Source organism: Actinospongiicola halichondriae, from assembly GCF_049103745.1.
In the GTDB taxonomy this organism is placed as follows: domain Bacteria; phylum Actinomycetota; class Acidimicrobiia; order Acidimicrobiales; family Salinilacustritrichaceae; genus Salinilacustrithrix; species Salinilacustrithrix halichondriae.
The window spans coordinates 3,220,198-3,246,054 of sequence record NZ_CP171622.1 but is presented as its reverse complement, the minus strand read 5'-3'; the positions used below and the strand labels follow the sequence as shown (position 1 = coordinate 3,246,054).

Sequence of the window (25,857 nt, the reverse complement as noted above, 5' to 3'; positions counted from 1 at the left end):
CGAGGTACTCCTCTCCATGCTGGTCATCCAACGCCCCACCGTCGAGCCCATCGGTGACGAAGAGGGCAACCGTCAGCGGTTCGCCATCACTCCGCTCGAGCCTGGCTTCGGCCACACCATCGGCAACTCGCTCCGGCGTGTGCTGCTGTCGTCGATCCCTGGCGCGGCCGTCACCCAGGTCCGCTTCGACGAGGCGCTCCACGAGTTCGACACCATCGGCGGCGTCGTCGAAGACGTCACCGACATCATCTTGAACCTCAAGGATCTCGTCGTGGTCTGCCACAGCGACGATCCGGTCACGCTCCGCCTCGACATCAGCGGCCCGGCGATCGTCAAGGGCTCGGACCTGTCCGAGAACGCCGACGTCGAGATCCTCAACCCGGATCTCCAGATCGCGACGATGAACGGCAGCGGCCGCCTGGCGATCGACGTCACCGTCGCGCAGGGTCGTGGCTACGTCTCGGCCGAGCGCAACAAGTCGAGCGACACCATCGGGGTCATCCCGGTCGACTCCATCTTCTCGCCGGTGCGCAAGGCGACGTTCAGCGTCGAGCCGACCCGCGTCGAGCAGGACACCAACTACGACCGTCTGGTCATCGACATCCAGACCGACGGTTCGATCAGCCCCGCAGACGCCCTGGCCTCGGCCGGCGACACCCTGCGGAGCCTCGTCGGCCTCATCGCCGACATGAGCGAGGAGCCCCAGGGCCTCGAGCTCGGCGAGGTCGCCACGGTGGGCTCCGGCCCGTCCGATCTCGACCAGCCCATCGAGGACCTCGAACTGTCCGAGCGTCCCCGCAACTGCCTCAAGCGTGCGCAGGTCAACTCCATCGGAGAACTCCTCGACAAGTCCGAGGACGACCTGCTCGCCATCACCAACTTCGGTCAGAAGTCTCTCGACGAGGTCGTCGAGAAGCTTGATGAGCGCGGCCTCACGCTGCGTATCCGCGGCTGAGCCTGAGAACACACGGAGAAACTGATGCCAGCACGTCCCCGCAAGGGCAAGCGATTCGGCGGTAGCGCCAGCCACCAGAAGGCCATGTTCGGCAACCTGGTCGCCAGCCTCGTCGCCGCGGAGTCCATCGTGACCACCGAGGCCAAGGCCAAGGCGATCCGTCCGGTGGCCGAGAAGATCATCACCAAGGCCAAGAAGGGCGGACTGCACAACCACCGCCAGATCGTGGCCTTCCTCCGCGACGAGGAGATGACCCACAAGCTGATGACCGACGTCGGCCCGCGCTACGTGGACCGTCCGGGTGGCTACACCCGCATCCTCAAGCTCGGTCCCCGCCACGGCGACAACGCGCCGATGGCTCGCATCGAGCTCGTCTAGATCGATCCAGTTCTGACGGAACGGCCCGGGTTCGCCCGGGTCGTTTCGCGTTCTGGCAGGCTCACCGGTCTGTGCCGACGTCGCTGACACTCTTCGATCCCGATGACATGATCGACGCGCCGCGCCCCCCGTTGACACGGGTACGCATGACCGTCGCGTACGACGGCACCAAGTTCCACGGGTTCGCCGTGAACCCCGGGGTCTCGACCGTCGGCGGATCGTTGCTCGAGGGCCTCGAACGGGTCCTTCGTCATCCGGTCGACCTCACCTGCGCCGGCCGGACCGACAAGGGCGTCCACGCTCACGGCCAGGTGGTCGACTTCGCCACGACCGAGGGCGTCGACCTCGATGCGTTGGTCCGCTCGTTGAACGGCCTGTGTGGGCCGTCGATCGCCGTACGTGACGCGCGCGTCGTCGACAACGACTTCTCGGCGCGCTTCGACGCGACGTTCCGCCGCTACCGCTACACGATCCACAACTCGCCGGTACCCGACCCGTTCTCGACGACGACGGCCTGGCAGGTGCGCGAACCGTTGTCGCTCGACCGACTCCGTCTGGCGTGCGACCCGCTGCTCGGGACCCACGACTTCGCCTCCTTCTGTCGACGCAACACCCGCGCCGACGGGACCGACGCACCGACGACGCGCGACGTCCTCGACGCCCGGTGGGAGGTCGAGGCCGACGGCACGCTCCGGTTCTGGATCAAGGCGACCTCGTTCTGTCACCAGATGGTGCGATCGATCGTCGGCACCCTCGTCGAGGCCGGCCAGGGCAGGAAGACGCCCGGCGACATCATGGGCATCATCGACGCCCGAGACCGCGCCGCTGCCGGCCCCGTCGCCCCGCCCCACGGTCTCAGCCTCTGGGAAGTCGGCTACCCGGACTGAGGGTCGCCAGAACCGCACCACGACCACGCCCAGTCCTCGTTCTGGTGAACAACGGCGTCACCTGGTGGTCTCGTCTGGTCACCAGAACGGAGGGGGAGTGGGGGGTCAGCGGAGGGTGATGCGGCCTTCGGCGTCGCGCTCGCCGGTCGTCGTGACCCGGCCGACGACGGCGGCGGTGTGTCCGCTCGCGGTGAGGGTGGCCACGGCCGCATCGGCGGCGGCGTCGTCGGTGGCGCCGAAGATCAGGCCGCCACTGGTCTGGGCGTCAGCGAGGAGCAGCGCGACGTCGTCGCGGTGTGCGCCTCGGTCGAGGTGGTCGGAAACGTCGGTGAGGTTGCGCTGCGACCCGCCCGGCACGACCCCGTCGGCCAGGAGATCGCGGACACCGTCGAGGATCGGGATCGCGCCGACGTCGAGATCCACGTCGACGCCGGACTCGCGACACATGCGCGAGAGGTGGCCGAGCAGGCCGAAGCCGGTCACGTCGGTGCAGCCCGTCGCCCCGGCGGCCCGTGCCGCCGTGGCCGCCTCGGCGTTGAGGCGGGTCATCGACGCGACGACGTCGGACAGCAGTTGGTCCGAGGCGAGGTCCCGCTTGATCGCCGTCGTGGCGATGCCGGCGCCGAGCGGCTTGGTGAGGACGAGGACGTCGCCCGGCCGGAGCCCGGCGTTGGTCATCACCTCGTCGGGGTGCACCTCGCCGACGACCGCCATGCCGTACTTGGGTTCGGGGTCGTCGACGGTGTGGCCGCCGGCGACGACGAACCCGCCCTCGGCCGCGATCGACGCTCCGCCCTCGAGCACATCGCCGAGCAGGTCGATCGGCAACTCGTCGACGTTCCAGCCGACCAGGTTGAGCGCGAGGAGCGGCGTCCCGCCCATGGCGTAGACGTCGGACACGGCGTTGGCCGCGGCGACGCGTCCCCACGACCGGGCGTCGTCGACGACCGGCGTGATGAAGTCGGCGGTGACCACCAGGGCGCGTTCGTCCGAGAGGCGCCAGACGGCGGCATCGTCGCCGGTCTGGGCCCCGACCAGGAGGTTCGGATCACCAGGAGGTGCTAAACGACGCACGACGTGCGCCAACTCGCCAGGGGCGAGCTTGCACGCTCAGCCGGCGCCGTGAGAGAACGCCGTGAGGCGCGGTGGCTTGCTCATTCGCCCCGACGCTATCGACCCGAGCAGCTCAGGTTGGCGCCTACCACAGAACCGACGTAGAGTTGTCGATCGTGCTTGTGGGCGTCCGCGCCCACGGAACACTTCCGCACACCGTCTCGAAAGTCAGGTCGCATCCGTGCGCACGTACACACCGAAAGCCAGCGAGATCACCCGTGAGTGGTGGGTCATCGACGCCGAGGGCATGGTCCTCGGCCGTCTCGCAACCGAGGTCGCCCGGGTCCTGCGCGGCAAGCACAAGGCCATGTTCACGCCGAACATGGACTGCGGCGACCACGTCATCGTGATCAACGCCGACAAGGTCGTGCTGACCTCCAACAAGGCCGAGCGCAAGCAGGTCTGGCGCCACTCGGGCTTCCCCGGTGGCATCAAGAGCCAGAGCTACGCCGAGGCCATGCAGCGCAAGCCGGCCGAGGCCGTGCGCCGCACCATCAAGGGCATGCTGCCCAAGAACCGTCTGGGCGCCCAGATGCTGACGAAGCTGCAGGTCTACGCCAGCCCCACGCATCCGCATCAGGCCCAGAAGCCCAAGCAACTCGAGATCGACGCCCGCGCCAAGGCGCGGGTGAGCTGAAGGAAGCACCCGTGAGCACCAAGCCCCTCATCCAGTCCACCGGTCGTCGCAAGCGGGCCGTTGCTCGTATCCGGCTCCGCCCCGGCACTGGCAAGGTCACCATCAACGGCAAGGACGTGACCGAGTACTTCCCGACCGAGGCGCAGCGTTCGCTGGCCTTGGCCCCGCTCGTGGTCGCCGAGGCGACCGAGCACTACGACGTCGACGCCGGCATCGAGGGTGGCGGCGTGACCGGTCAGGCCGGCGCCATGAGCCTCGGTCTCGCCCGTGCGCTCGTCGAGCTCGACCCCGAGCGCCGTGGCGAACTCAAGCACGAAGGTCTCCTGCGCCGCGATCCCCGCAAGAAGGAGTCCAAGAAGTACGGCCTCAAGAAGGCCCGCAAGGCTCCGCAGTACTCCAAGCGCTAGGGGCTTCCCCAGCGTGCTGAAGTTCGGCACCGACGGCGTCCGAGGCGTCGCCAACACAGAACTGACTCCGGAGCTCGCCCTGGCATTGGGGCGAGCTTCGGCGCGTGTACTGGTCGACGACGGCGAGTCGCTCGACGATCGACGGGTCCTGATCGGTCGTGACACCCGGGTCTCGGGGACGCTGCTCGAGGCCGCGCTGGCCGCTGGTTTCGCGTCCCAGGGCGTCGACGTGACGTTGCTCGGTGTGGTGCCCACGCCGCTCGTGGCCCACGGGTCGGTGGTGGCGTCGATCCCCGGCGCCATGATCTCGGCGTCGCACAACCCGTACCCCGACAACGGGATCAAGCTGTTCGCCGCCGGTGGGCGCAAGCTGCGCGACGAGGTCGAGCAGCGCCTCGAGCGAGAACTCCACGACGTGCTCACCGACGTGGAGCGTGGTCGCCCCGACGGTGACGACGTCGGCGTGATCGAAGTCGCCAGCGATGAGCTGGCGACGTCCTACGTCGACTCGCTCGCTGCGTCGATCCTCAGCGAGTCGTTCGCAGGGATCTCGGTGGTGCTCGACTGCGCCCACGGCGCGGCATCGATGCTCGCTCCGGACGTGGTGCGCGCCACTGGTGCCCGCGTCGTGGTCGCCCATGCGGAGCCCGACGGCGTCAACATCAACACCGACGCGGGATCGACGGCGCCGCACGTGATGGCGCGCATCGTGCGCGATGCCGGCGCCGACGTGGGACTGGCCCTCGACGGCGACGCCGATCGCCTCGTGGCCGTCGACGCCAAGGGCCACGTGGTCGACGGCGACCACCTCCTGGCGATCCTGGCGATCGACCGCAAGGAGCGGGGTCTGTTGCCCCACGACGCGGTCGTGGCCACCGTCATGTCGAACCTCGGGTTCCGGCAGGGGATGGAGCGCCACGGCATCCACGTCGAGACGACGCAGGTGGGCGATCGCTACGTGCTCGAGCGTCTCGCCGAGACGGGCGCCGTCCTCGGTGGCGAGCAGTCTGGCCACATCATCCAGACCGATGTCTCGACGACCGGAGACGGCCTGCGCAGCGCACTGTCGGTTCTCGACGTGATGTCGCGCAGCGGCCGTTCGCTGGCCGACCTGGCCGACGATGCGATGACCTCGTTGCCCCAGGTGCTCCTCAACGTCCGCCTCGACGAGCGTCGCGACGGGCTGCTCGATGCCCTGGCCGAGGACATCGCCGCCGCCGAGCACCGTCTCGGGTCGCACGGCCGGGTGCTGGTGCGGGCATCGGGAACCGAGCCGCTCATCCGGGTGATGGTCGAAGCCCCCACCGAGGAACAGGCCCAGGCCGAGGCCGAGGCGTTGGCCGATGCCGTGTGGGGCGCCAGCTGAGGCTCAGCCTCGCACCGTGCGCCGGCTGAGCTCGGTCGCCTCGATGTCGTCGGTGGAGAACGCGACCTTGCGCCAGTCCTTGGCCGAGAAGCGTTCGGTGGCGGCGGCGAAGACGTCGCTGTCGCGATCCTGCGAGTTCGAGTAGGTGAGGAACGCGTAGGCCTCGGGCGGTCCGTCGGGGGAGTAGCCGACGGCGAGGACGAAGCTCGACCCGCCGGCCACGTGGTAGCCGCCCGGTCGGAGGCCGGACGACGGTGAGACACGTTCTCCCTGGTCAGGGAGGACCTCGAGGGTGTCGGTGCCACCGTCTCGGACGATGTTGGTCGTCCCGTCGCGGTCGTCGCCACCGTGGATCGGGACCCGCTTCCCGCCTCGGTCGGCGTACTGGATCTCGCCCCACGGACGGTCGAGCGGGATGCCTGCCCGTTCCAGCGTCAGCACCGCAACGCCGAGTTGTTCGAGCGCGGGATCGGCCCCACCGGACTCGGCGGCGAGGGCGAGCCCGGTCGGAGTCCCGATCGGGTCGGTGGCGTCGAAGGGCGTGTCGTACACGGCGCTGCGGTCGACACCGCCCACCCACTCGCGCCAGACGTGCGGGCCGACCGCGTCGAGGTCGTAGGTGCCGTCCCACGCCTCGAGCACGTCGCAGGCCTCGGTGAGGTCGACCGGACCGTCGGCGACGGGTCGTCGTTCGTCGCTCGGGTCGTCGGCGACCTCGACCGTCGGGTTGGTCCGACAACGGGTCACGAGGTCGTCGCGCAGGAATCGTTGGGTGGCCCCGACGTTCTCGAGCGCCAGGTCGCGGAGCGAGTCGATGTCGAAGGTGGTCTCTCCTCCGAGTGCGGTCGCGTTCTGCCGGGTGCGGGGCGACTGCTCGGTGTCCTGCTCTCCGTGCAGCGGGCTGTAGCCGCCACGGAGGAAGTCACTCGGGTGCGAGACCCAGAAGCTGTCGTTGGCGTTGAAGACCACGTCGGCCCGCTCGGTCATGGGCATGTCGGCGAACGGGACCAGTCCCGGATCGCGAGCGCCCTCGGCCTCGACCCACTCGTTGGCGGGGTCGGAGCCGTCGAGCAGGACGAAGCCCTGGTCGTCGGCGATGCCCACGATCAGGTCGTTCTCCCTGGCATCGAGCCAGCCGGCGATCGTCTCGTCCGACAGGTTCGGCGTGGCCGACGTGTCGGCGTACCAGGCGCGTCCGTCGTCGCTGACCGCGATGGTGTTGAACAGCGGCACGCCGCTGTTCTCCTCGTGGGCGGCGATGAACTCGTCGAGGTCGTCGGCTCGGTTCATCGCCAGGTACTGATCGAGGAACTCGTCGTTGTCGAGGTTGGCGTCGCGGTAGGTGACGGCTCTGGTCTCGGACCAGCCGAGGCCCGGGATGTCGAGCACCGGTCCGTAGTGGGTCCGGTAGACGGTCCGGGTCTCGGTCGTCATCTCGCCGTCGTCGCCCAACACCTCGACGTCGATCGCGTCGGTCTCCATCTCGCGCTCCTCGTCGCCGTAGACGTAGGTCGTCGGCGAACCGGGCACGAGGTCGAGGGTGTAGCCGGTGAAGCGGTTGCCGGCCGACACGGTGTGGGTCCAGGCGAACCGCTCGGTGAACCCGATCCCGATGCCCGGCAGGCCCGAGAGCTGCGAGCCGTAGATGTTGAGTTCGCCGGGGATGGTCAGGTGGACCTCCCAGAACCGCAGCGCGCCCTCCCAGGGGAAGTGGGGGTTGCCGAGGAGGAGCCCACCGCCGTCCGCACTCCGGTCGGCGCCGATCGCCCAGCCGTTGCTCGCGGTCTCGGTCGGCAGGTCGAACGCCGGCAGCGCACCTTCGTCGGACCCGTCGTCCGCAGACTCCGCCCCCGGGGGCTCGGCGCCCACGAGGAACCCGGCCACGGCACCACTCGACGCCTGGAGGGCGATCGCTCGTGCGTAGGCGTAGACCTCGGCGGCCTCGACCGGCCGGACCCAGTCCTCGCCCGAACACCAACCAGCGATTCCGTCCACGCCGACGTCGTCGAGGTAGCCGTTCCAGCCGGCGGTGAACGACGTCATCAGGGCCTGGACATCGGGCGACTCCTGGGTGAAGTCCTTCGCTGCCCGCTCGAAGATGCCGATGGTCCGCCACTGCAGGTCGGAGGTCAGGTGCTCGTCGTCGTCCCCGGCCCCGAAGATGCTCGCCCGATCGCCCCGGATCCGCAGGATCTGGTCGACGAGGTCGCACGAGCGGTCCTCGGCCGACGCCCACCCCTGTCCGAAGGTGACGTCGTCGAGCGTTGCCCCGGTGATGTGGGGCACGCCGTCGGTCGTGCGGACGATCTCGGCCTCGTAGGTGCCGTCGCCGGTCGATACCCCGTCGTCGGGGATGGTGCCGTCGGTCGAGTCGTCCCCCGATGAACACGAGGCGGCGACGAGCGCCACGCAGACGACTGCGACGAGAGACCTGGAGCGGATCCGCATGGTGGCGGACCGTAACCAGCGGGACGCTGGTGCGCATCGGGTGGCGCGAAACGGACATCGGGTGGCGGACGATCCGATCGGACCGCGCCGGGCAGCGACGCGTGTGACGACCCACGGGCCAGACTGGAGGGCTATGTGCGGAATCATCGCCGTCCTGCGTCGCCCCGTCGATCGCGTCGACCTGGACTCCGGGCCGCTCGCCGATCACCTGGATCGCGCCGTCGATGCGCTGCGCGACGCGGTCGCCGAACCCGCGCCGGGGCCGATGGCCGACGCCGCCGAGTCGCTCGAAGCCGTGGCCGACGCGCTGCACGGCCCTCGGGGCGTGCGGTTCCTGTTGACCGACCAGGTGGGTGCGGCCCGCGTCCGCGGGCTCGTCGCGACGCTCGCCGGCCTGATCGACGACCTCGATGGTGCGTTGGACGCGCTCGTCGTCGACGACGGGACCGAGGCCCGCAACGCCGCCGCCGTCCGGTGCAAGGACGCGGTGTGGGCGATCGACCGGGATCGGATCGGCACCGCCGACGGTGTGGCCACCCTGGTCGGACGCGACGTCGGCTGGTCGGCCGTCGAGGCCTGCACGCAGATCGAACAGGCGCTGCGGGCCATCGACCGTCTCGAGGTACGCGGCCGCGACTCGGCCGGGTTGCTCGTGCTGGTGCGCGATCACGACCTCGACGCCGGCGATGCCGCCGTGACCGGTCTCCTGCGCGGTCGCGCCGATGACGAACTGCTGCGCTCGGGCGCGGTCCGGGTCGTCGACGCCGACGGTTCGCCGGCGCTCGCGTTCGCCTACAAGGCGGCGGCTGAGATCGGCGAGTTGGGCGACAACACCGCGGCACTCCGCGCCGCCATCGGCGCCGACGGCCTCCTGCGGCTCGCGCTCAGTGGCGAGCGCGCCCAGGCCGTCGTGCTCGGCCACACCCGTTGGGCCAGCGTCGGCATCATCTCCGAGGCCAACGCACACCCGCTCGATTCGTGGGAGAGCACACGCCAGGACGGCCCGTTCGTCGCGGCGGCGCTCAACGGTGACGTCGACAACTTCGCCGACCTCAAGGCCGGCAACGGGCTGAGCATCTGGCCCGAGATCACGACCGATGCCAAGGTCATCCCGACGTTGGTGTCACGCCGCCTCGTGGCCGGCGACGACCATCTCGAGGCGTTCCGCGCGTCGGTGGCCTCGTTCGAGGGCTCGGTCGCCATCGCGGCCACCGCAGCCGACCGACCGAATGCGCTGATGCTCGCCCTGCGTGGTTCGGGCCAGGCCCTGTACGTGGGACTCGCCGGCGACGCATTCGTCGTCGCGTCCGAGCCGTACGGGCTGGTCGAGGAGACCTCGCGCTACCTGCGGATGGACGGCGAGACCCCGGCCAACCCCGACAACCCGAACGCCAGTCGCGGGCAGATCCTGCTGCTCGACGGCGATCGCGCCGGGACGCTCGAGGGCATCGAGCGCATCGCCTACGACGGCACGCCGATCCCGGTGTCGGACGACGACGTCGTGACGGCCGAGATCACCACCCGGGACATCGACCGCGGCGACTTCCCGCACTTCCTGCTCAAGGAGGTGACGGAGTCGCCCGTCAGCTTCCGCAAGACGTTGCGTGGTCGCCTCGTGGGTGGCGACGACGGCGACGATCTCCGAGTCGTCCTGCCCGACGACTCGCTCCCGAGCGCCATCCGCGAGGCCCTCACCTCCGGGTCGATCCGGCGGATCCTGGCCATCGGGCAGGGAACGGCACACATCGCCAGCCGCGGGTTCGTGGCGTTGGTCGAGGATGCGGCCGACCGCCACGAGGTCCAGGTCGAGGCCATCCCCGCGACCGAGCTGTCCGGGTTCCGGCTCCGTCAGGACATGTCCGACACGCTGATCGTCGCGATCAGCCAGTCGGGGACGACCACCGACACCAACCGCACCGTCGACCTCGTGCGGTCGCGCGGTGCATCGGTCATCGCCATCGTGAACCGCCGCGGCTCCGACCTCACCGATCGGGCCGACGGGGTGCTCTACACGTCGGACGGGCGCGACGTGGAGATGGCCGTTCCCTCGACCAAGGCGTTCTACGCCCAGATCGCCGCGGGCTACCTGCTCGCCCTCGCCATCGCCGAGCAGTGGGGCGAGTCGCCCGACCAGGCTTTGCTGCGGGCGATCCGTGACCTCCCCGAGGCGATGGTCGAGACCCTGACGACCCGGCCCGCCATCGCCGAGGCGGCGCACGAGTGGTGCCCGTCGCGTCGCTACTGGGCCATCGTCGGCAACGGCACGAACCGCATCGCCGCCGAGGAACTGCGCATCAAGCTCTCCGAGCTCTGTTACAAGTCGATCGCCTGCGACGCGACCGAGGACAAGAAGCACATCGACCTCTCGTCCGAGCCGCTGATCCTCGTCTGCGCCGCCGGGCTCACCGGGTCCAACGTCGACGACGTCGCCAAGGAGGTCGCGATCTACCGGGCGCACAAGGCTGCGCCGATCGTGATCGCCACCGAAGGCGAGGGTCGGTTCGCGAGCGTGCTCGCCGTGCTCCACGTCCCCGAGACCCACCCGATGCTGGCGTTCGTCCTGGCGACGATGGTGGGGCACCTCTTCGGCTACGAGGCCGCGCTCGCCATCGACGCACAGGCGCTCCCGCTCAAGCAGGTCCGTGCCGCCATCGAGGAGGCGCTCGAGGACGGACCCCGAGAGGGTGAGCACGTGCTCGCATCCCTGCGACGGGCGAGCACCGAACCGGTCCAGCGCTTCTTCGACGGGCTCCGGGCGCAGCAGTACGACGGTCACCTCGAGGCCTCGACCGCCGTTCGGATCGCGAACCTCCTGCGCTACGCCTCGGGCGCGGTCCCCCTCGGCGCCTACCAACTCGATCACGGGAAGGTCGGCACGCCGTCGGTCCTCGTCGAGGACCTCACGGCGGCGCTCACGCGCGGCATCGACGAGCTGACCCGCCCGATCGACGCCATCAAGCACCAGGCCAAGACCGTCACCGTCGGCATCTCGCGAACCGACGAGTCGCTGCTCGAGGTGCCGCTCGTCCGGTCCGTGCTCGACGCCGGCGCCGCACGCGACCGGCTCACCTACGCCACGCTCCGGACGCTCGCCGACGTCTCACCCGCGATCGACTCGGTGGTCGGGCACACCCGCTATCGCATCGAGGGGAACCTCGACATCGACGGCGGCGCCACGATCACGGTCGTCGACCGATCGGGCATCGCCCTCGACCTGCCGCTGCGGACCGAGGCGAACCCCGTGCTCCGGGGTACGAAGCACCAGGTCGCGACCGAGCAGTTGGTCCTGGTCGGGCGGGGCCGCAGCGACGGTCGCTCGATCGTCATCGTTCCCGAGGTCAAGGACAACGAGACCACCGGCATCACGCTGCTCCACGTGCAGTTCGTCGAGTCGCTCCCGGCATCGACCGCACGCGGTGTGTTGGCCGGGTACCGCCGCCGACTGGCCGCCATCCGCGATGCCGTGACCGAGACCGAGCCGAGCTTCCGCGACGACTTGTTGGCGGAGATCCCGGTCGTCGACCTGCTCACGCTCCCCGTGGGCACGTTGGCCGACCGCTGGCGGGCATGACCGTCATCGGGGTCGGGATCGACCTCGTCGACGTCGAGAGGTTCCGGGTCTCGCTCCAGCGGACACCGTCGATGATCGACCGGATGTTCACCGAGGGCGAACGGGCCTATGCGCTGTCGGCCAGCGATCCGACGGAGCGCTTCGCGGTCCGGTTCGCGGCGAAGGAAGCGGTGATGAAGGCCATGGGCGTCGGCCTCGGGGCCTTCGGCTTCCACGACGTGGAGGTGCTGCGCGACGAGAGCGGCCGCCCCGACCTGGGCGTCTACGGCAGCGCGCTCGCGTTGGCGGGGGAGCGGCGGATCGGGGCGTGGCAGATCAGCCTCACGCACACGGCCACATCGGCCGGAGCGTTCGTCGTCGCCAGCGCATCGACCGTCGGTGTCGATCGATGAAGCCGGTCGTGCGCGTCGCCGAGATGGCGGCGATCGACGCCGAGGCAGACGACTCGGTCGACGTGCTCATCGATCGAGCGGGCCGGGCCACCGCCCACGCGGCACGATCGATGATGGGCGGATCGTACGGCCGTCGAGTCGTGGTCCTGCACGGCACGGGAAACAACGGGGCCGATGGTCGTGTCGCCGGCCGCGTGCTGGCGCGCCGTGGCGTGCGCGTCACCGAGATCGATCTGGCGACCGCACCAGCGGTGCTGCCCGACTGCGACCTGGTGATCGACGCCGCCGTCGGGACCGGATGCACACGCGACTTCTTCGCCCCCGACCCCGGTGACGCCGCGGTGCTCGCCGTCGACATCCCGTCCGGCGTGCACGGCGACACCGGCCGAGCGATGGGGCAGCCGATGCGGGCCGACGAGACGATCACGTTCGGGGCGTACAAGCCGGGCCTGGTCATGGGCGACGGGCCCCGCTACGCCGGCATCGTCCGCGTCGCCGACATCGGTCTCGACGTGCAGCGGTCGACGATCGATCTCGTGGACGACGCCGGCAGCCGAGCCCTCCTTCCGGCGCGGGACGTGTCCGCCCACAAGTGGCGACAGGCCGTCCTGGTCGTCGCCGGGAGTCCGGGGATGACCGGTGCGGCATCGATGGCCGCCGCCGCCGCACAACGCGCGGGAGCCGGCATGGTCCGGGTGGCCGCTCCCGGGGTGGACGAGTCGGTCGGCCCGGTCGAGGCCGTGAGCACCGCGGTCGACGAGCGGGCATGGGCCGAGACCCTCCTCGACGACCACGAGCGATTCCACGCTGTGGCGATCGGGCCGGGACTGGGCCACTCCATGGTGACCCGACACCAGGTCCGGCTCTTCGTCGGCCGGACGCGGAAGCCGGTGGTGATCGACGGCGACGGGCTCACGGCGCTCGGCACCGACGTCGCCGACGTGTTGGCCGGCCGAGCGGCCCCGACCGTGTTGACGCCCCACGACGGCGAGTTCGAACGTCTCACCGGCGCCCGTCCCGGCGACGATCGCATGAGCCCCGCACAGGAGCTCGCCGTCCGCGCAGGCGTCACGGTGCTGCTCAAGGGACCGACGACCGTCATCGCCGCGCCGAACGGAGCGCTGCGCCTCGTCGACCGGGGCGACGCGCGCCTCGCGACGGCCGGGACCGGCGACGTCCTCACCGGCGTCGTGGCTGCGATGCTCGCCGCCGGACTCGACGGTTTCGATGCCGCCGCGGTCGGGGCCCATGTCCACGCCACTGCGGGAACGTTCGCTCCTGTGGTGGGCGCGATCGCGTCCGATGTGATCGACCACCTCCCCGAGGCCCTGGCCGCGATCGGGGGCCGCTCGTGAGCGCCTCGGTCGCGACCGTCGACCTCGCCGCGATCATGGCCAACGTCCGGAGGCTCGACTCGGTGGCCGACGGCGCGTCGCTGTGCGCGGTCGTGAAGGCCGACGGATACGGGCACGGCAGTGTGCAGGTGGCCCGCGCGGCGCTCGACGCCGGGGCGACGTGGCTCGGCGTCGCGCAGGTCGACGAGGCCCGAGTGCTCCGATCCGAGGGCATCGACGCGCCGATCCTCGTGTTGAGCGAGTTGGCGACCGACGAGATCGATGCAGCCGTGGCCATGCGCCTACACCTCGTCGTCTACCGAGCGGCGCTGGTCGACGCCATCTCCGAGAGAGCAATGGCGATCGGGGCACCCATGGTGGCGCTCCACCTCAAGATCGACACGGGCATGCGTAGGGTCGGGTGCGAACCCGCCGAAGCGCTCGACCTCGCCCGCCGGATCGTCGGTGCCCCGGGCGTCGACCTGGCCGGGACGATGACGCACCTGGCGTGCGCGGACGAGCCCGACCGGACCACGACCGAGCAACAACTGGATCGCTTCGACGACGCCGTGGGGGCGCTCGAGGCGGCGGGTATCGATCCGGGGATCCGCCACGCCGCCAACTCGGCAGCGACCATCGCCCACCCGCGGTCCCGCCACGACCTGGTGCGGGTCGGCATCGCGCTCTACGGGATCGCTCCGGCCCCGGCGCTGGCCGGGGCGGTCGACCTGGTCCCCGCGCTCCGCTGGTCCACGACGGTCCGTCACGTGAAGCGGGTGTCGGCGGGCGAGTCGGTGTCGTACGGGCATCGCCACACGTTCGAGGCCGACACCGTGGTCGCGACGATCCCGGTCGGGTACGCCGACGGCGTCCGCCGCCGTCTCGGCCTGGTCGGCGGTCCCGTGTTGATCGGCGGACGGCGGTGCCCGATCGTCGGTGTCGTCACCATGGACCAACTGGTGGTCGACTGCGGTCCGCACGCCGACGTGGCCGTGGGCGACGAGGTCGTGCTCATCGGCGGCCAGGGCGACGAGGCGATCACGGCCGACGAGATGGCAGCGCTGCTCGACACCATCGGGTACGAGGTCGTCTGCGACATCTCGGCCCGGGTCGAACGGCGCCACCGATGATCACCGAGATCGAGGGCATCCGGGTCGGACACTGGACCGATGCCGATGCCATGACCGGCTGCACCGTGGTCCTGTTCCCCGAAGGAACCGTGGCGTCGGGGGAGGTCCGTGGTGGTGCGCCAGCGACCCGCGAGTTCGCCCTCCTCGATCCCACGAAGATGGTCCAGCGTCTCGACGCCGTCGTGCTGACGGGCGGATCGGCCTTCGGCCTCGCGGCAGCCGATGGCGTGATGGCCGTGCTGGCCGAGCGGGGCCAGGGATTCGAGACGGTGGGTGGACCCGTGCCGATCGTGGTCGCGATGGGACTGTTCGACCTTGCCGTGGGAGACGGGTCGGTGCGGCCCACTGCAGCAGCAGGGAGATCCGCGACCGAGTCGGCGACGACCGTCCCGCCGTTGCTGGGCGCCGTGGGGGCCGGAACAGGCGCGACCGTCGCGAAGTGGCGCGGGCCGGACCACCGTCGGCCGGGCGCGCTCGTGTCGGCGACGGTGCGAGCCGGCGACGTCGTCGTGTCGGCACTCGTCGCCGTGAACGCCTTCGGCGAGCCGGGGGCGACCCCTGCCGAGGTCCTCGACGGCACGACCGGTGACGCCTTCCAGAACACGACCATCGGGGTCGTGGCCACCAATGCCGCGCTCGACAAGGTCGGGTGTCACCTCGCCGCACAGTCGGCGCACGACGGGCTCGCACGGGCCGTTGCCCCGAGCCACACCTCAGCCGACGGCGACGCCTTCGTGGTCGCCGCCACGGGGCAGGTCGACTGCGAGGTCGGCCTCGTGCGCACCATGGCGATCGCTGCGGTCGAGGAGGCGATCGCGTCGCTGCCGTCCATCGTCGTGGACGAGGGCCGGCAGTAGTCTCCGGACCCATGGGTCTTCGCGCGCGTACCGACGGTGTCGACGCCACGCGCGCCCTCGCTGCGGGTGTCGCCGACCTCGTCGGCCCGGGCGACGTCTTGTTGCTCGCCGGCGAGCTGGGTGCGGGCAAGACCGCGTTCACTCAGGGGCTCGGCGTCGCGCTCGGGATCGACGAACAGATCACCAGCCCGACGTTCACGCTCGCTCGGCACTACGAGGGGCGAGTGGCCCTCCACCACCTCGACGTGTACCGCCTCGAACGGCTGTCCGAGATGCAGGACGTCGGCGTGGCCGAACTGCTCGACAGCGGTGGCGTCCTCGTCATCGAGTGGGGCGACGCGATCGCGACCGCGATGCCGGCCGACTACCTCGAGGTCCGCTTCACCTACGGCGAGGGCGACGACGACCGCGAGCTCGACTTCCGCTGCGTCGGGAGCCGGTGGTCAGCGCGTGAGCGGTCGTTGGCCGAGGCCCTCGAGAAGTGGGCGGTGGCCTAGGTGCTCATCCTCGGTGTGACCACGGCGACCCAACAGGTCGGCTGCGCCATCGGCGGGCACGAAGGCGTGCTCGCGTCGGCGCACTCGGCCCGCGGCAAGCGCCACGCAGAGAACCTGGTGCCGTCGATCGACTTCGTGCGCAAGCAGGCCCGGATCGAGCTCAGCGAGCTCTCGGTGATCGCGGTCGACATCGGGCCCGGACTCTTCACCGGCCTACGGGTCGGGATCGCCGCGGCCAAGGCCATGGCCCACGCGTTGCGGGTCCCGATGGTGGGGATCTCGAGCCTCGACCTGTTGGCCTGGCCGGTCCGGCACACGACCCGCGAGATCGTGGCCGTGGTCGATGCCCGTCGGGGCGAGGTCTTCCACGCCCGGTACCGCCCGACCCCGGGAGGCGTCCAGCGCATCGCCGGGCCCGAGGTGTCGTCGCCGCAGGAGTTGCGGGCAGAGCTGCAGGCCAGCGACAACGAGTACCTCGTGGTCGGCGACGGAGCGTTGCGCTATGCCGACGAGTGGGCCGACATGGTCCGTGTCGAGGTCGCCGAGCAGTACCTGGCGCATCCCAATGCGGCATCCCTGGTGCAGTTGGCCCACGCCCGGGCGCTCCGCGAGGACTTCGTGCAGCCGTGGGAGCTCGAACCCCTGTACCTCCGGCCACCCGACGCCGAGATCAACTGGGCCACGCGGGACGGATCGGGATGATGGTGATGGAACGCCCAGCGCCCCGCACCGAGCACCTGCCGATCGAGATCGAGCCGATGCGGCGTCGCCACCTCCGTGGTGTCGTGCGCATCGAGCAGGCGGTGAACCCGCGGCCCTGGTCGTTGAACCTGTTCGCCTCCGAGCTGCGCTACCGCGAGTCGCGGGTGTACCTGGTTGCCCGATCCGGTACCGACCTCGTCGGGTTCGCCGGGCTGATGCTCGTCGCCGGCGACGGGCACATCACCAACGTCGGCGTCGACCGGTCGCATCGCCGCAAGGCGATCGCCACACGGTTGGTGCTCGAGCTCGCCCGCCGGGCGCTGGCCGAGGGCGCCGAGGCGCTGACCCTCGAGGTCCGCGTGTCGAACGAGGCCGCCCAGGGCCTCTATCGCCGGTTCGGGTTCGTCCCGGCTGGCGTGCGCAAGGCGTACTACCCGCCGGCCGACCCGCGATCGCGTGCCGATGCCGGCGGGACCCCGCTGCCGGAGGGCGCGCACGAGGACGCTCTCATCATGTGGGCCAACGACATCGACACACCCGAGTACCGAGCCCGGCTCTTCGAGATCGAAGCTGCCCTTCCCTCGGCCGAGACCGGAGACCACGACTGATGCGCTTCCCCGACGCCCACACCGTCCTCGGGATCGAGAGCTCGTGCGACGAGACCGCCGCCGCCGTGGTCCGCGACGGGCGCACCGTGCTGTCCTCGGTGATCTCGTCGCAGATCGACCTCCACGCTCGCTATGGCGGTGTGGTGCCCGAGATCGCCTCGCGTGCCCACGTCGAGATGCTCAACCCGGTGCTGGCCGAAGCCATGGTCCAGGCCGGCGTGTCGGCCGACGACATCGACGCGGTCGCCTGCACGTCGGGTCCCGGCCTCGTCGGGTCGTTACTGGTCGGGGTCTCGGCGGCCAAGGCGCTTGCGCTCGTCTGGGACGTTCCGTTCGTCGCCGTCAACCACCTCGAGGCCCACCTGTACGCGGCCATGCTCGAGGATCCCAGCTTCGAACTCCCCGTCGTCGTGCTGCTGGTCTCCGGTGGCCACACGATGATCGTCCACTGGGAGGACCACGGCCGTTACCAGGTGCTCGGTGGCACCATCGACGACGCCGCGGGCGAGGCGTACGACAAGGTCGCCCGCTATCTCGGACTCGGGTATCCCGGCGGCCCGGTCATCGACCGCCTCGCGATGGACGGCGACGGCACGGCCATCCGGTTCCCTCGTGCGGTGGCGGATCGGCCCTATGACTTCTCGTTCTCCGGGCTGAAGACCGCCGTGGTCAACCACGCCCGGAAGAACCCCGACGCGACCACCGAAGACGTCGCGGCGTCGTTCCAGGAGGCCGTGGTCGACGTCCTGGTCACCAAGACCCGTCGTGCTGCCGCCGACACCGGGGCCAAGGGCATCGCGATCGGTGGCGGCGTGGCGGCCAACTCGCGCCTGCGCGAGGTGATCCTCGACGTGTGCGAGGCAGACGGCCTCGCCGCCTACCTGCCCGAACGGGCGAACTGCACCGACAACGCCGCGATGGTCGCGGCGTCGGGTTGGTGGTCGCTCCAGCGCGACGGCGATTCGCCGCTCGACACCGGGGCCGACCCCAACCTCTCGCTTCCCGTCTGAGCCCTACTGGGCCTCGGTCGGCGTGTCGCCGTCGCCGGCCTTCTTCGCGAACTTCTCCGCAGCGTCGTCGACCTTGTCGAGATGGCCGCTGAACTTGCCCTTGGTCTTCTTGTCGACCATGTCGGTGGCCTTGTCGACGCCGTCGGCGATCTTGTCGGCGTTCTTCTCCGCGAGGCCCTTGGCCTTGTCAGCGTTCTTCTTCAGCTTGTCGAACAGTCCCATGGGACTCCTTCTGTCGCAGGTGTTGTGACTCCTGTGTAGTGGACGGATTCGCTGTGTGCGACGCCCTACCGTTGGGTTCGTGCAGACTCCGTCCGTGTCGTGGAACCTCGCCATCGACGACGTCGACCTCGAGTCGTTGATCCTGGCCCGCAACGACGTGCATCCGGACGGCGACTGGTGGTTCGACCCGCGCTCGGGCACGTCGCTCTACTACGGCGTCGACGACGACGCCGACCTCCCGGCGCTGGTCGAGGGTGTGCACGTCCTCATCCCGGGCGAACCGCAGCCGCGCAGCGACGTCGACGACTTCTTCGCCGTGGCCGAGGCCCTGGGTGTCGACGACGACACGATCGCCGAGCTCTACGCCGCCTACCGGGGGAAGGGTGGCCTGCGACGCTTTCGCGATCGCGTGGCCACGAGCCGTGCCGCCGGCGCCTGGACGGCCTTCACCGTGGAGCGTGAGACCCGACGAGCGGTGGCGTGGCTGCGATCCCGCGGCATCGTGGATGCGTCGCCACCCGAGGAGCACCGATGACCACCAGCGATCCCGGACCACCATCGCAACCGACGGGCATGGTCCCGCGGGTCGAGACCCGGCTCGACGAGTTCCTGGGCGGGGACCCGGCGCTGCCGATCGCCCTGCTCCTCGTGGTCGGAGGAGCCGACCGTGGGGCGATCGTGGCCGTGGAGACGCTGCCCGCCGTCATCGGGCGCTCACGCGACGCCGACCTGACGATCGAGGACGAGACCGTCTCTCGTCGGCACGCCACACTCGCCGGCGACCGCGAGCATCTCGAGATCGAGGACGAGGGATCGTCCAACGGGACGACGCTCAACGGCAACGCCATCGCCGGCGCGATCACCCTCCACGACGGCGATCTCGTCGGTCTCGGGAGCGCAACCGTCCTCGTGAAACGGATCTCCTAGGGAGCGCGCAGCGCAGCGAGCAAACTCCCGCGAGAAGAGTTAGCAGTCTGAGGTTGCGAGTGCCAGCGGCATTGTCTACCGTTGGCACTCGTCCAATCCGAGTGCTAATTGCGTCATACATGGAGGCGCCAGCGATGAATCTCCAGCCCCTCGAGGATCGCCTCGTCGTCCGTCCGAGCGAGTCCGAGGAGACCACGGCCAGCGGCCTGGTCATTCCTGACACCGCGAAGGAAAAGCCCCAGCAGGGTGAAGTCCTGGCCGTTGGCCCGGGCAAGCGCTCCGACACCACCGGCGAGATCATTCCCGTCGACGTCGCCGTCGGCGACACGGTCGTCTACAGCAAGTACGGCGGCACCGAGATCGCTTCCGGAGGCGAGGACCTCCTGATCCTCAACGCCCGCGACGTACTCGCCATCGTCAAGTAAGGACTGATTCACCAATGGCAAAGCAACTCAAGTTCGGCGACGAGGCTCGCCGCGCACTCGAGGCCGGCGTGAACCGTCTGGCCGACTCCGTGAAGGTGACGATCGGCCCCAAGGGTCGCAACGTCGTCCTCGAGAAGAAGTTCGGCGCGCCGACCATCACGAACGATGGCGTGTCCATCGCCCGTGAGGTCGAGCTCGAAGACCCCTTCGAGAACATGGGCGCTCAGCTCGTGAAGGAGGTGGCGACCAAGACCAACGACATCGCTGGCGACGGCACCACCACCGCCACCGTGCTCGCCCAGGCGCTCGTGAAGGAAGGCCTCCGCAACGTCGCCGCCGGCGTGTCGCCCATGGGCCTCAAGAAGGGCATCGAGGCTGCGGTCGCCGCAGCGGTCGAGTCCATCGCCGAGCAGTCCAACGAGATCGACGACAAGAGCGAGATCGCTCAGGTCGCCGCCATCTCGGCTGCCGACGAGAGCATCGGCAAGGTCCTCGCCGACGCCATCGACAAGGTCGGCAAGGACGGTGTCGTCACCGTCGAGGAGTCGAACACCTTCGGCATGGACCTCGAGTTCACCGAGGGCATGCAGTTCGACAAGGGCTACCTCTCGCCCTACTTCGTCACCGACCCCGAGCGTCAGGAAGCGGTCCTCGAGGATCCGTACATCCTGCTCTTCGGTTCGAAGATCTCGACGATCCAGGACGTGCTCCCGGTCCTCGAGAAGGTCATGCAGTCGGGCAAGCCGCTCGTCATCATCGCCGAGGACGTCGAGGGCGAAGCCCTCGCCACCCTGGTCGTGAACAAGATCCGCGGCACCTTCAACGCTGCTGCGGTGAAGGCTCCCGGCTTCGGTGAGCGCCGCAAGGCGATGCTCCAGGACATGGCCGTCCTCACCGGTGGCCAGGTCATCGCCGAGGAGATCGGGCTCAAGCTCGAGAACACGACCCTCGACCTGCTGGGCACCGCCCGCAAGGTGATCATCACCAAGGACGACACCACTGTCGTCGAGGGTGGCGGTTCGGCCGAGGACGTCGACGGTCGCGTCGAGCAGATCAAGCGCGAGATCGACGAGACCGACTCCGACTGGGATCGCGAGAAGCTCCAGGAGCGCCTCGCCAAGCTCAGCGGTGGCGTCGCCGTCGTCCGTGTCGGTGCTGCGACCGAGGTCGAGCTCAAGGAGAAGAAGCACCGCATCGAGGACGCTCTCTCGGCGACCCGCGCGGCCATCGAGGAAGGCGTGGTCGCCGGTGGCGGCACCGCCCTGCTCCGGGCCCGTCCCGCAGTCGAGAAGGTCATCAACCGTCGCAAGCAGTCGGACGACGAGGCCACCGGCGCCCGTGCGGTCTACAACGCACTCGCCGCTCCGGCTCGCCAGATCGCCCAGAACGCCGGCCTCGAAGGGGCCGTCGTGGTGGAGGCGGTCGAGCGTGAGACCGGCTCGATCGGCCTCAACGCGGCCACCGGCGAGTTCGAGGACCTGGTCAAGGCCGGCGTCATCGACCCCGCCAAGGTGACCCGTGCAGCGCTGCAGAACGCAGCGTCGATCGCGGCGATGGTCCTCACCACCGAGTGCCTCGTGGCCGACAAGCCCGAAGCCGAGCCTGCGATGCCGATGGGTGACCCCAGCGGTGGCATGGGTGGCATGGGCGGCATGGGCGGTATGGGCTTCTGAGCCCAACCGTCTCTTCCCGAGACATCTGAGCGAACGCCGGGCCGAGAGGCCCGGCGTTCCTCGTTTTCGGACGGGGACACCGACTCTCTCCGACCGGGATCGCGGGTAGATCCGACGCGCCGGTAACCTGCAGGTCGTATGGAGCTTCCCCCGCCCAACCCCGAAAAGCTGCTCGAACACTGGATGGAGTGGGAGCGCGGTGAGACCGGCCCCGGCGATCTGATGAAGCAACTCAAGATCGGCGGCATGCGCCAGATCCTCGAGACGCTGGTCGAAGGTGGCGACGTGGCCACCGGTCAGACCGTGGGCGACCTGCTGGACTCTTGACCGTCCGCGGCGGTCCGCAACACATCCCGCGCCCGCCGGGCGCGACCGCGGGACCGCCGGCCCCCTGGTCCGGAGCGAAGGCTCCGACCCTGGCCGAGATCCGTGCCGCGCTCGCCGAGAGCGCCGCGCCCCTGCCCTCACCGGCCGAGTCGTCGTCGCACTCCGCATCAGCGGTGCTCGTGCCGCTGTACGAGGAGGCGGGCGACGTCTGGGTCGTGCTGACCCGCCGTTCGTGGCAGCTCCGGTCCCACACGGGTGAGGTGAGCTTCCCCGGGGGGCGCAGGGACGCCGGCGACGTCGACCTCTGGGACACGGCGACGCGCGAGGCCATGGAGGAGATCGACCTCGATCCCGACGTGCCCGAGCGGATCGGGGAGCTCGACCACCTGTCCACGGTCACCAGCCAGAGCTTCATCGTTCCCTACGTGGGCGCCCTCCCCGGACGTCCGGACCTCACCGCCAACGACGACGAGGTCGATGCGATCCTCCACGTGCGCCTGGCCGAACTGCTCGACCCGGAGGTCCACCGCTCCGAACGTTGGTCGTGGGAGGGATTCGAGCGCACGATCCACTTCTTCGAGCTCGTGGGCGACACGATCTGGGGTGCGACGGGCACGATGCTCGTCGACCTGTTGACCCGGGTCACGGCCGTCGATCCGGACCTAGAGTCGGCGCGATGATCACCGCCTTCGTCATGATCGAAGCTCGCTCGGACGCGATCGCGACCCTCGGAGCGGCACTGGCCGACATCGAGGGCGTCCGCGAAGCACACTCGGTCGCCGGTTCCGACGTCGACCTCGTGGCCACGATCTCCGTGCCCGACCACGAAGCCATCGCCACCACGGTCACCGAGCGCATCGCCGTGCTCGACGGTGTGGTCAACACCACCACGATGATCGCCTTCCGGCGCTACTCGAGCGCCGAACTCGACGCCGCGTACGGCGACTTCGCCACCTGATCGACGGCCGAGCGTTCAGCTCGACCGGTAGTTCGGCGCTTCCTTGGTGATCGTGATGTCGTGCGGGTGCGACTCGCGCAGCCCGGCGCCGGAGATGCGCACGAACTGCGCCTTGGTCCGGAGATCGTCGATGGTCGGTGTGCCGCAGTAACCCATGGCCGCCCGGAGTCCGCCGGTGAACTGGTGGAGCAGGGGAGCGATGGAGCCCTTGTAGGCAACCCGGCCTTCGATGCCTTCGGGCACGAGCTTCTCGACGTCGTCGACCTCGCCCTGGAAGTAGCGGTCCTTGGAGAAGCTCCGCGCCTTCTTGGACTCGTCGCCGGCGGAGGAGCGGTCGCCCATGGCGCCCATCGAGCCCATGCCTCGATATTCCTTGTAGCGCTCGCCCTGGTGGACGATGACCTCGCCGGGAGCTTCGTCGACGCCGGCGAACATCGAGCCGAGCATCACGGTGTTGGCGCCGGCGGCCAGCGCCTTGGCGATGTCGCCGGTGTGCTGGACACCGCCGTCGGCGATGACCGTCACGCCGAGTTCGGAGGCCGCCTCGACGCAGTCGACGATGGCGGTGATCTGGGGAACGCCCACACCGGCCACGACCCGGGTGGTGCAGATGGAGCCCGGTCCGATCCCGGCCTTGACCGCGTCGGCCCCGTTGGCCACGAGCGCCCGGACGGCGTCGGCGGTGGCGATGTTCCCGGCCACGACCTCGACGTCCCAGCGGGACTTGACCTCCTTGACCGTGTCGAGCACACCTCGGCTGTGCCCGTGGGCGGTGTCGACGACCAGGACGTCGACGCCGGCAGCGACGAGAGCGTCACAGCGGTCGAGCACGTCGGGGCCGACGCCGACGGCGGCGCCGACCCGGAGGCGGCCCCGTTCGTCCTGCGTGGCTGACGGGAAGTCGTCGCGCTTGGTGATGTCCTTGATCGTGATCAGGCCACAGAGCTTGTTGTCGTCGTCGACGATGGGCAGCTTCTCGATGCGGCCCTGCCACAGGATCTGCTTGGCCTCGTCGAGCGTGGTGCCGACCTTGCCGGTGATGAGCGGCGGCTGGCGCATGACGGCGCTGATCGGCTGGTCATGGTCGTCGACGAAGCGGAGGTCGCGGTTGGTCAACAACCCGACGAGGTGCCCTGCGTTGTCGACGATCGGGACACCCGAGACCTTGTACTTGGCCATGAGGTCGAGCGCGTCGTACACGTGAGCGTCGGCGGTGAGGGTGACGGGATCTTCGATCATCCCGGACTGCGATCGCTTCACCCGGTCGACCTCGACGGCCTGGTCCTCGATCGAGAGGTTCCGGTGGATGATGCCCATGCCGCCGTGGCGGGCGAGCGCGATGGCCAACTTGGCCTCGGTGACCGTGTCCATCGCCGCGGAGAGGATCGGGATCGCGAGACGGATCTTGGGCGTCAGCTGCGTCGACGTGTCGACCTCGTGCGGCAGGACGTCCGACTCACCAGGGACCAGCAGGACGTCATCGAACGTCAGGCCCAGCTTGGCGAATCGGGGATGGACGGCCGTGTGCTCTGCAAAAGGCTCTTCCATGTGGGAAGCCTAGTGTCCGATCCCATGAACGGCGACCACATGAGTCCAGACGAGTTCCGCCGCCTCGGCCACGCCTACGTCGACTGGGTCGCGTCGTACTGGGAACGGGTGGGAACGCTCCCCGTCCAGTCGCCGCTGGGGCCGGGGGACACCATCGGTGCCCTGCCGACGGCGCCACCCGCCGTCGGCGAGGACATCGAGGCGGTGTTGGCCGACCTCGAAGAGGTGGTGGTGCCAGGCCTCACCAACTGGCAGCACCCGTCGTTCTTCGCGTTCTTCCCGGCGAACACGTCGGGTCCCGGGGTGCTGGCTGACATCATCTCGTCGGGCATCGGTGTCAACGGGATGAACTGGTCGACGAGTCCGGCGTGCACCGAGGTCGAGATGGTGATGCTCGACTGGTTCGTGCAGTTGCTCGGGCTGCCCGACCACTTCCGCCACGGCGTCGACGGGCCCGGCGGTGGCGTGCTCCAGGACTCGGCGTCGTCGTCGACGTTGTGCACGATCCTGGCCGCCCGCAACCGGGTGACCCCGGGTGGTGACCTGTCGAAGCTGCGGGCCTACGCGTCAGACCAGGCCCACTCGTCGATCGTGAAGGGTGCCCGGGTGGCCGGCCTGGGGGACGAGCAGGTGCGGTCGATCCCCACCGATGCCGCGTTCGGCATGGACGCAGCCGCGCTCGCCGAGGCGATCGACGCGGACCGCCGTGCCGGGCTGATCCCGTTCTGGTGTTGCGCCACCGTCGGTTCGACGTCGTCGATGGGCATCGATCCGGTCGTCGAGATCGCTCGGATCTGCGGTCAGGCGGACGTCTGGTGTCACGTCGACGCGGCGATGGCCGGCTCGGCTGCCGTGTGCGAGGAACTGCGGTGGGTCACCGACGGGGCCGACGTCGTCGACTCGTGGTCGTTCAACCCCCACAAGTGGCTCTTCACCACGTTCGACTGTTCCTGTCTGTGGCTGGCCGACGCCCGTCCGCTCGTCGATGCGCTCTCGATCAGCCCGGCCTACCTGCGCAACGAGGCGAGCGACGCCGGGGCCGTGGTCGACTTCCGCGACTGGCAGATCCCGCTCGGGCGCCGCTTCCGGGCGTTGAAGCCGTGGCTCGTCATGCGCCACTACGGCGCAGATGGATTGGCCCGGCACATCCGTGAACACGTCCGTCTCGGACGAAAGGTCGCCGACCTGGTCCTCGGCGACCCCCGCTTCGAGTTCGCCGCGCCGCCGGCACTCAACCTGGTGTGCTTCCGTCTCACCGGCGACGATGCCGATGCCCGGACCTCTGGCCTCGCCGACGCGGTCAACAGGTCGGGTCGGGCGCTGGTCACCCCGACCGTTCTCGACGGTCGTCCGGCGATCCGCGTGTGCGTCGGGCAGACCTGGACGACCGAGGACGAGGTCGACGCGTTGTGGGCGCTCCTCGACGAGACCGCCGGCTGACGCTCGGATTCCGGGTGGCCACGACCGGCCTCACTACACTCGCAT

The 25,857-nt window shown here is 69.8% G+C and carries 27 protein-coding genes; 23 read left to right on the top strand and 4 right to left on the bottom strand.

Annotated elements, in window-relative coordinates; genetic code table 11:
- Nucleotides 1-16: 16 nt before the first annotated feature.
- The 3 genes from AB8619_RS15980 to truA all read left to right on the top strand — a co-directional run bounded on the left by AB8619_RS15980 (nt 17) and on the right by truA (nt 2,220).
- The gene (locus AB8619_RS15980; protein ID WP_436793628.1) at nt 17-955 is read left to right on the top strand and encodes a DNA-directed RNA polymerase subunit alpha; all 939 of its coding nucleotides are present in this window, start codon (nt 17-19) and stop codon (nt 953-955) included.
- Nucleotides 956-979: 24 nt separating this feature from the next.
- Complete coding sequence (rplQ, locus tag AB8619_RS15975) at nt 980-1,333, top strand: 50S ribosomal protein L17 (protein ID WP_436793627.1); 354 nt, start codon at nt 980-982, stop codon at nt 1,331-1,333.
- 146 nt (nt 1,334-1,479) lie between these two features.
- The gene (gene truA, locus AB8619_RS15970; RefSeq protein WP_436793626.1) at nt 1,480-2,220 is read left to right on the top strand and encodes a tRNA pseudouridine(38-40) synthase TruA; all 741 of its coding nucleotides are present in this window, start codon (nt 1,480-1,482) and stop codon (nt 2,218-2,220) included.
- A 105-nt stretch (nt 2,221-2,325) separates the two neighbouring features.
- Here the strand turns inward: truA and selD are convergent, their stop codons facing one another.
- Nucleotides 2,326-3,378 (bottom strand): selenide, water dikinase SelD, encoded by a 1,053-nt coding sequence (selD, locus tag AB8619_RS15965; RefSeq protein WP_436793625.1) that lies wholly within the window; start codon nt 3,376-3,378, stop codon nt 2,326-2,328.
- Between the two features lie 136 nt (nt 3,379-3,514).
- Here selD and rplM point away from each other — a divergent pair, with 136 nt between their 5' ends.
- From rplM to glmM, 3 genes are read left to right on the top strand one after another with little or no spacing between them, the layout of a single operon-like run.
- Entirely contained in the window at nt 3,515-3,970 is a 456-nt protein-coding gene (gene rplM, locus AB8619_RS15960; RefSeq protein ID WP_436793624.1) for a 50S ribosomal protein L13, read from the top strand.
- A gap of 11 nt (nt 3,971-3,981) precedes the next feature.
- On the top strand, nt 3,982-4,377 hold the full coding sequence (gene rpsI / locus AB8619_RS15955; RefSeq protein WP_436793623.1) for a 30S ribosomal protein S9: 396 nt from the start codon (nt 3,982-3,984) through the stop codon (nt 4,375-4,377).
- A 13-nt stretch (nt 4,378-4,390) separates the two neighbouring features.
- Nucleotides 4,391-5,743 (top strand): phosphoglucosamine mutase, encoded by a 1,353-nt coding sequence (gene glmM, locus AB8619_RS15950; RefSeq protein WP_436793622.1) that lies wholly within the window; start codon nt 4,391-4,393, stop codon nt 5,741-5,743.
- Nucleotides 5,744-5,746: 3 nt separating this feature from the next.
- On the opposite strand, the gene AB8619_RS15945 is transcribed toward glmM, so the two are convergent.
- Nucleotides 5,747-8,191, bottom strand: coding sequence for a penicillin acylase family protein (locus AB8619_RS15945; protein ID WP_436793621.1), 2,445 nt, complete (start codon nt 8,189-8,191; stop codon nt 5,747-5,749).
- A gap of 133 nt (nt 8,192-8,324) precedes the next feature.
- Here AB8619_RS15945 and AB8619_RS15940 point away from each other — a divergent pair, with 133 nt between their 5' ends.
- Genes AB8619_RS15940 through tsaD form a run of 9 tightly spaced genes read left to right on the top strand, consistent with a single transcriptional unit; the run spans nt 8,325 to nt 18,292 of the window.
- Entirely contained in the window at nt 8,325-11,762 is a 3,438-nt protein-coding gene (locus AB8619_RS15940; RefSeq protein WP_436793620.1) for an SIS domain-containing protein, read from the top strand.
- Nucleotides 11,759-12,154, top strand: coding sequence for a holo-ACP synthase (locus tag AB8619_RS15935; RefSeq protein ID WP_436793619.1), 396 nt, complete (start codon nt 11,759-11,761; stop codon nt 12,152-12,154). The genes AB8619_RS15940 and AB8619_RS15935 overlap by 4 nt, the downstream gene beginning before the upstream one ends.
- Nucleotides 12,151-13,509: an NAD(P)H-hydrate dehydratase gene (locus AB8619_RS15930; protein ID WP_436793618.1), complete on the top strand. Its 1,359-nt coding sequence runs from the start codon at nt 12,151-12,153 to the stop codon at nt 13,507-13,509. The genes AB8619_RS15935 and AB8619_RS15930 overlap by 4 nt, the downstream gene beginning before the upstream one ends.
- On the top strand, nt 13,506-14,618 hold the full coding sequence (alr, locus tag AB8619_RS15925) for an alanine racemase (RefSeq protein WP_436793617.1): 1,113 nt from the start codon (nt 13,506-13,508) through the stop codon (nt 14,616-14,618). The genes AB8619_RS15930 and alr overlap by 4 nt, the downstream gene beginning before the upstream one ends.
- Nucleotides 14,615-15,475, top strand: a complete 861-nt coding sequence (locus tag AB8619_RS15920) for a P1 family peptidase (protein WP_436793616.1) — start codon at nt 14,615-14,617, stop codon at nt 15,473-15,475. Before alr ends, AB8619_RS15920 begins: the two co-directional genes overlap by 4 nt.
- A gap of 11 nt (nt 15,476-15,486) precedes the next feature.
- Nucleotides 15,487-15,972, top strand: coding sequence for a tRNA (adenosine(37)-N6)-threonylcarbamoyltransferase complex ATPase subunit type 1 TsaE (gene tsaE, locus AB8619_RS15915; RefSeq protein WP_436793615.1), 486 nt, complete (start codon nt 15,487-15,489; stop codon nt 15,970-15,972).
- Nucleotides 15,973-16,674 carry a tRNA (adenosine(37)-N6)-threonylcarbamoyltransferase complex dimerization subunit type 1 TsaB gene (gene tsaB, locus AB8619_RS15910; RefSeq protein ID WP_436793614.1) on the top strand — a complete coding sequence of 234 codons (702 nt, stop codon included), beginning with the start codon at nt 15,973-15,975 and terminating at the stop codon, nt 16,672-16,674. It begins immediately after the preceding gene.
- 5 nt (nt 16,675-16,679) lie between these two features.
- A complete protein-coding gene (gene rimI / locus AB8619_RS15905; protein ID WP_436793613.1) occupies nt 16,680-17,282 on the top strand; it encodes a ribosomal protein S18-alanine N-acetyltransferase in 603 nt (200 codons plus the stop codon).
- Nucleotides 17,282-18,292: a tRNA (adenosine(37)-N6)-threonylcarbamoyltransferase complex transferase subunit TsaD gene (gene tsaD / locus AB8619_RS15900; RefSeq protein ID WP_436793612.1), complete on the top strand. Its 1,011-nt coding sequence runs from the start codon at nt 17,282-17,284 to the stop codon at nt 18,290-18,292. Before rimI ends, tsaD begins: the two co-directional genes overlap by 1 nt.
- Before the next feature lie 3 nt (nt 18,293-18,295).
- Here the strand turns inward: tsaD and AB8619_RS15895 are convergent, their stop codons facing one another.
- Entirely contained in the window at nt 18,296-18,514 is a 219-nt protein-coding gene (locus tag AB8619_RS15895) for an antitoxin (protein WP_436793611.1), read from the bottom strand.
- A 79-nt stretch (nt 18,515-18,593) separates the two neighbouring features.
- On the opposite strand from AB8619_RS15895, the gene AB8619_RS15890 reads away from it, so the two are divergent.
- The 7 genes from AB8619_RS15890 to AB8619_RS15860 all read left to right on the top strand — a co-directional run bounded on the left by AB8619_RS15890 (nt 18,594) and on the right by AB8619_RS15860 (nt 22,824).
- A complete protein-coding gene (locus tag AB8619_RS15890; protein ID WP_436793610.1) occupies nt 18,594-19,049 on the top strand; it encodes a hypothetical protein in 456 nt (151 codons plus the stop codon).
- Nucleotides 19,046-19,441, top strand: coding sequence for an FHA domain-containing protein (locus tag AB8619_RS15885; RefSeq protein WP_436793609.1), 396 nt, complete (start codon nt 19,046-19,048; stop codon nt 19,439-19,441). Before AB8619_RS15890 ends, AB8619_RS15885 begins: the two co-directional genes overlap by 4 nt.
- A gap of 134 nt (nt 19,442-19,575) precedes the next feature.
- The gene (gene groES / locus AB8619_RS15880) at nt 19,576-19,866 is read left to right on the top strand and encodes a co-chaperone GroES (protein WP_436793608.1); all 291 of its coding nucleotides are present in this window, start codon (nt 19,576-19,578) and stop codon (nt 19,864-19,866) included.
- A 14-nt stretch (nt 19,867-19,880) separates the two neighbouring features.
- Nucleotides 19,881-21,539: a chaperonin GroEL gene (gene groL / locus AB8619_RS15875; protein ID WP_436793607.1), complete on the top strand. Its 1,659-nt coding sequence runs from the start codon at nt 19,881-19,883 to the stop codon at nt 21,537-21,539.
- A 138-nt stretch (nt 21,540-21,677) separates the two neighbouring features.
- Nucleotides 21,678-21,866 carry a hypothetical protein gene (locus AB8619_RS15870; RefSeq protein ID WP_436793606.1) on the top strand — a complete coding sequence of 63 codons (189 nt, stop codon included), beginning with the start codon at nt 21,678-21,680 and terminating at the stop codon, nt 21,864-21,866.
- Nucleotides 21,863-22,546 carry an NUDIX hydrolase gene (locus AB8619_RS15865; protein WP_436793605.1) on the top strand — a complete coding sequence of 228 codons (684 nt, stop codon included), beginning with the start codon at nt 21,863-21,865 and terminating at the stop codon, nt 22,544-22,546. Before AB8619_RS15870 ends, AB8619_RS15865 begins: the two co-directional genes overlap by 4 nt.
- Entirely contained in the window at nt 22,543-22,824 is a 282-nt protein-coding gene (locus tag AB8619_RS15860) for an Lrp/AsnC family transcriptional regulator (RefSeq protein ID WP_436793604.1), read from the top strand. Before AB8619_RS15865 ends, AB8619_RS15860 begins: the two co-directional genes overlap by 4 nt.
- A 15-nt stretch (nt 22,825-22,839) precedes the next feature.
- Here the strand turns inward: AB8619_RS15860 and guaB are convergent, their stop codons facing one another.
- The gene (gene guaB / locus AB8619_RS15855) at nt 22,840-24,372 is read right to left on the bottom strand and encodes an IMP dehydrogenase (protein ID WP_436793603.1); all 1,533 of its coding nucleotides are present in this window, start codon (nt 24,370-24,372) and stop codon (nt 22,840-22,842) included.
- 24 nt (nt 24,373-24,396) lie between these two features.
- Here guaB and AB8619_RS15850 point away from each other — a divergent pair, with 24 nt between their 5' ends.
- Nucleotides 24,397-25,812 carry a pyridoxal-dependent decarboxylase gene (locus AB8619_RS15850; RefSeq protein WP_436793602.1) on the top strand — a complete coding sequence of 472 codons (1,416 nt, stop codon included), beginning with the start codon at nt 24,397-24,399 and terminating at the stop codon, nt 25,810-25,812.
- Nucleotides 25,813-25,857 lie beyond the last annotated feature (45 nt).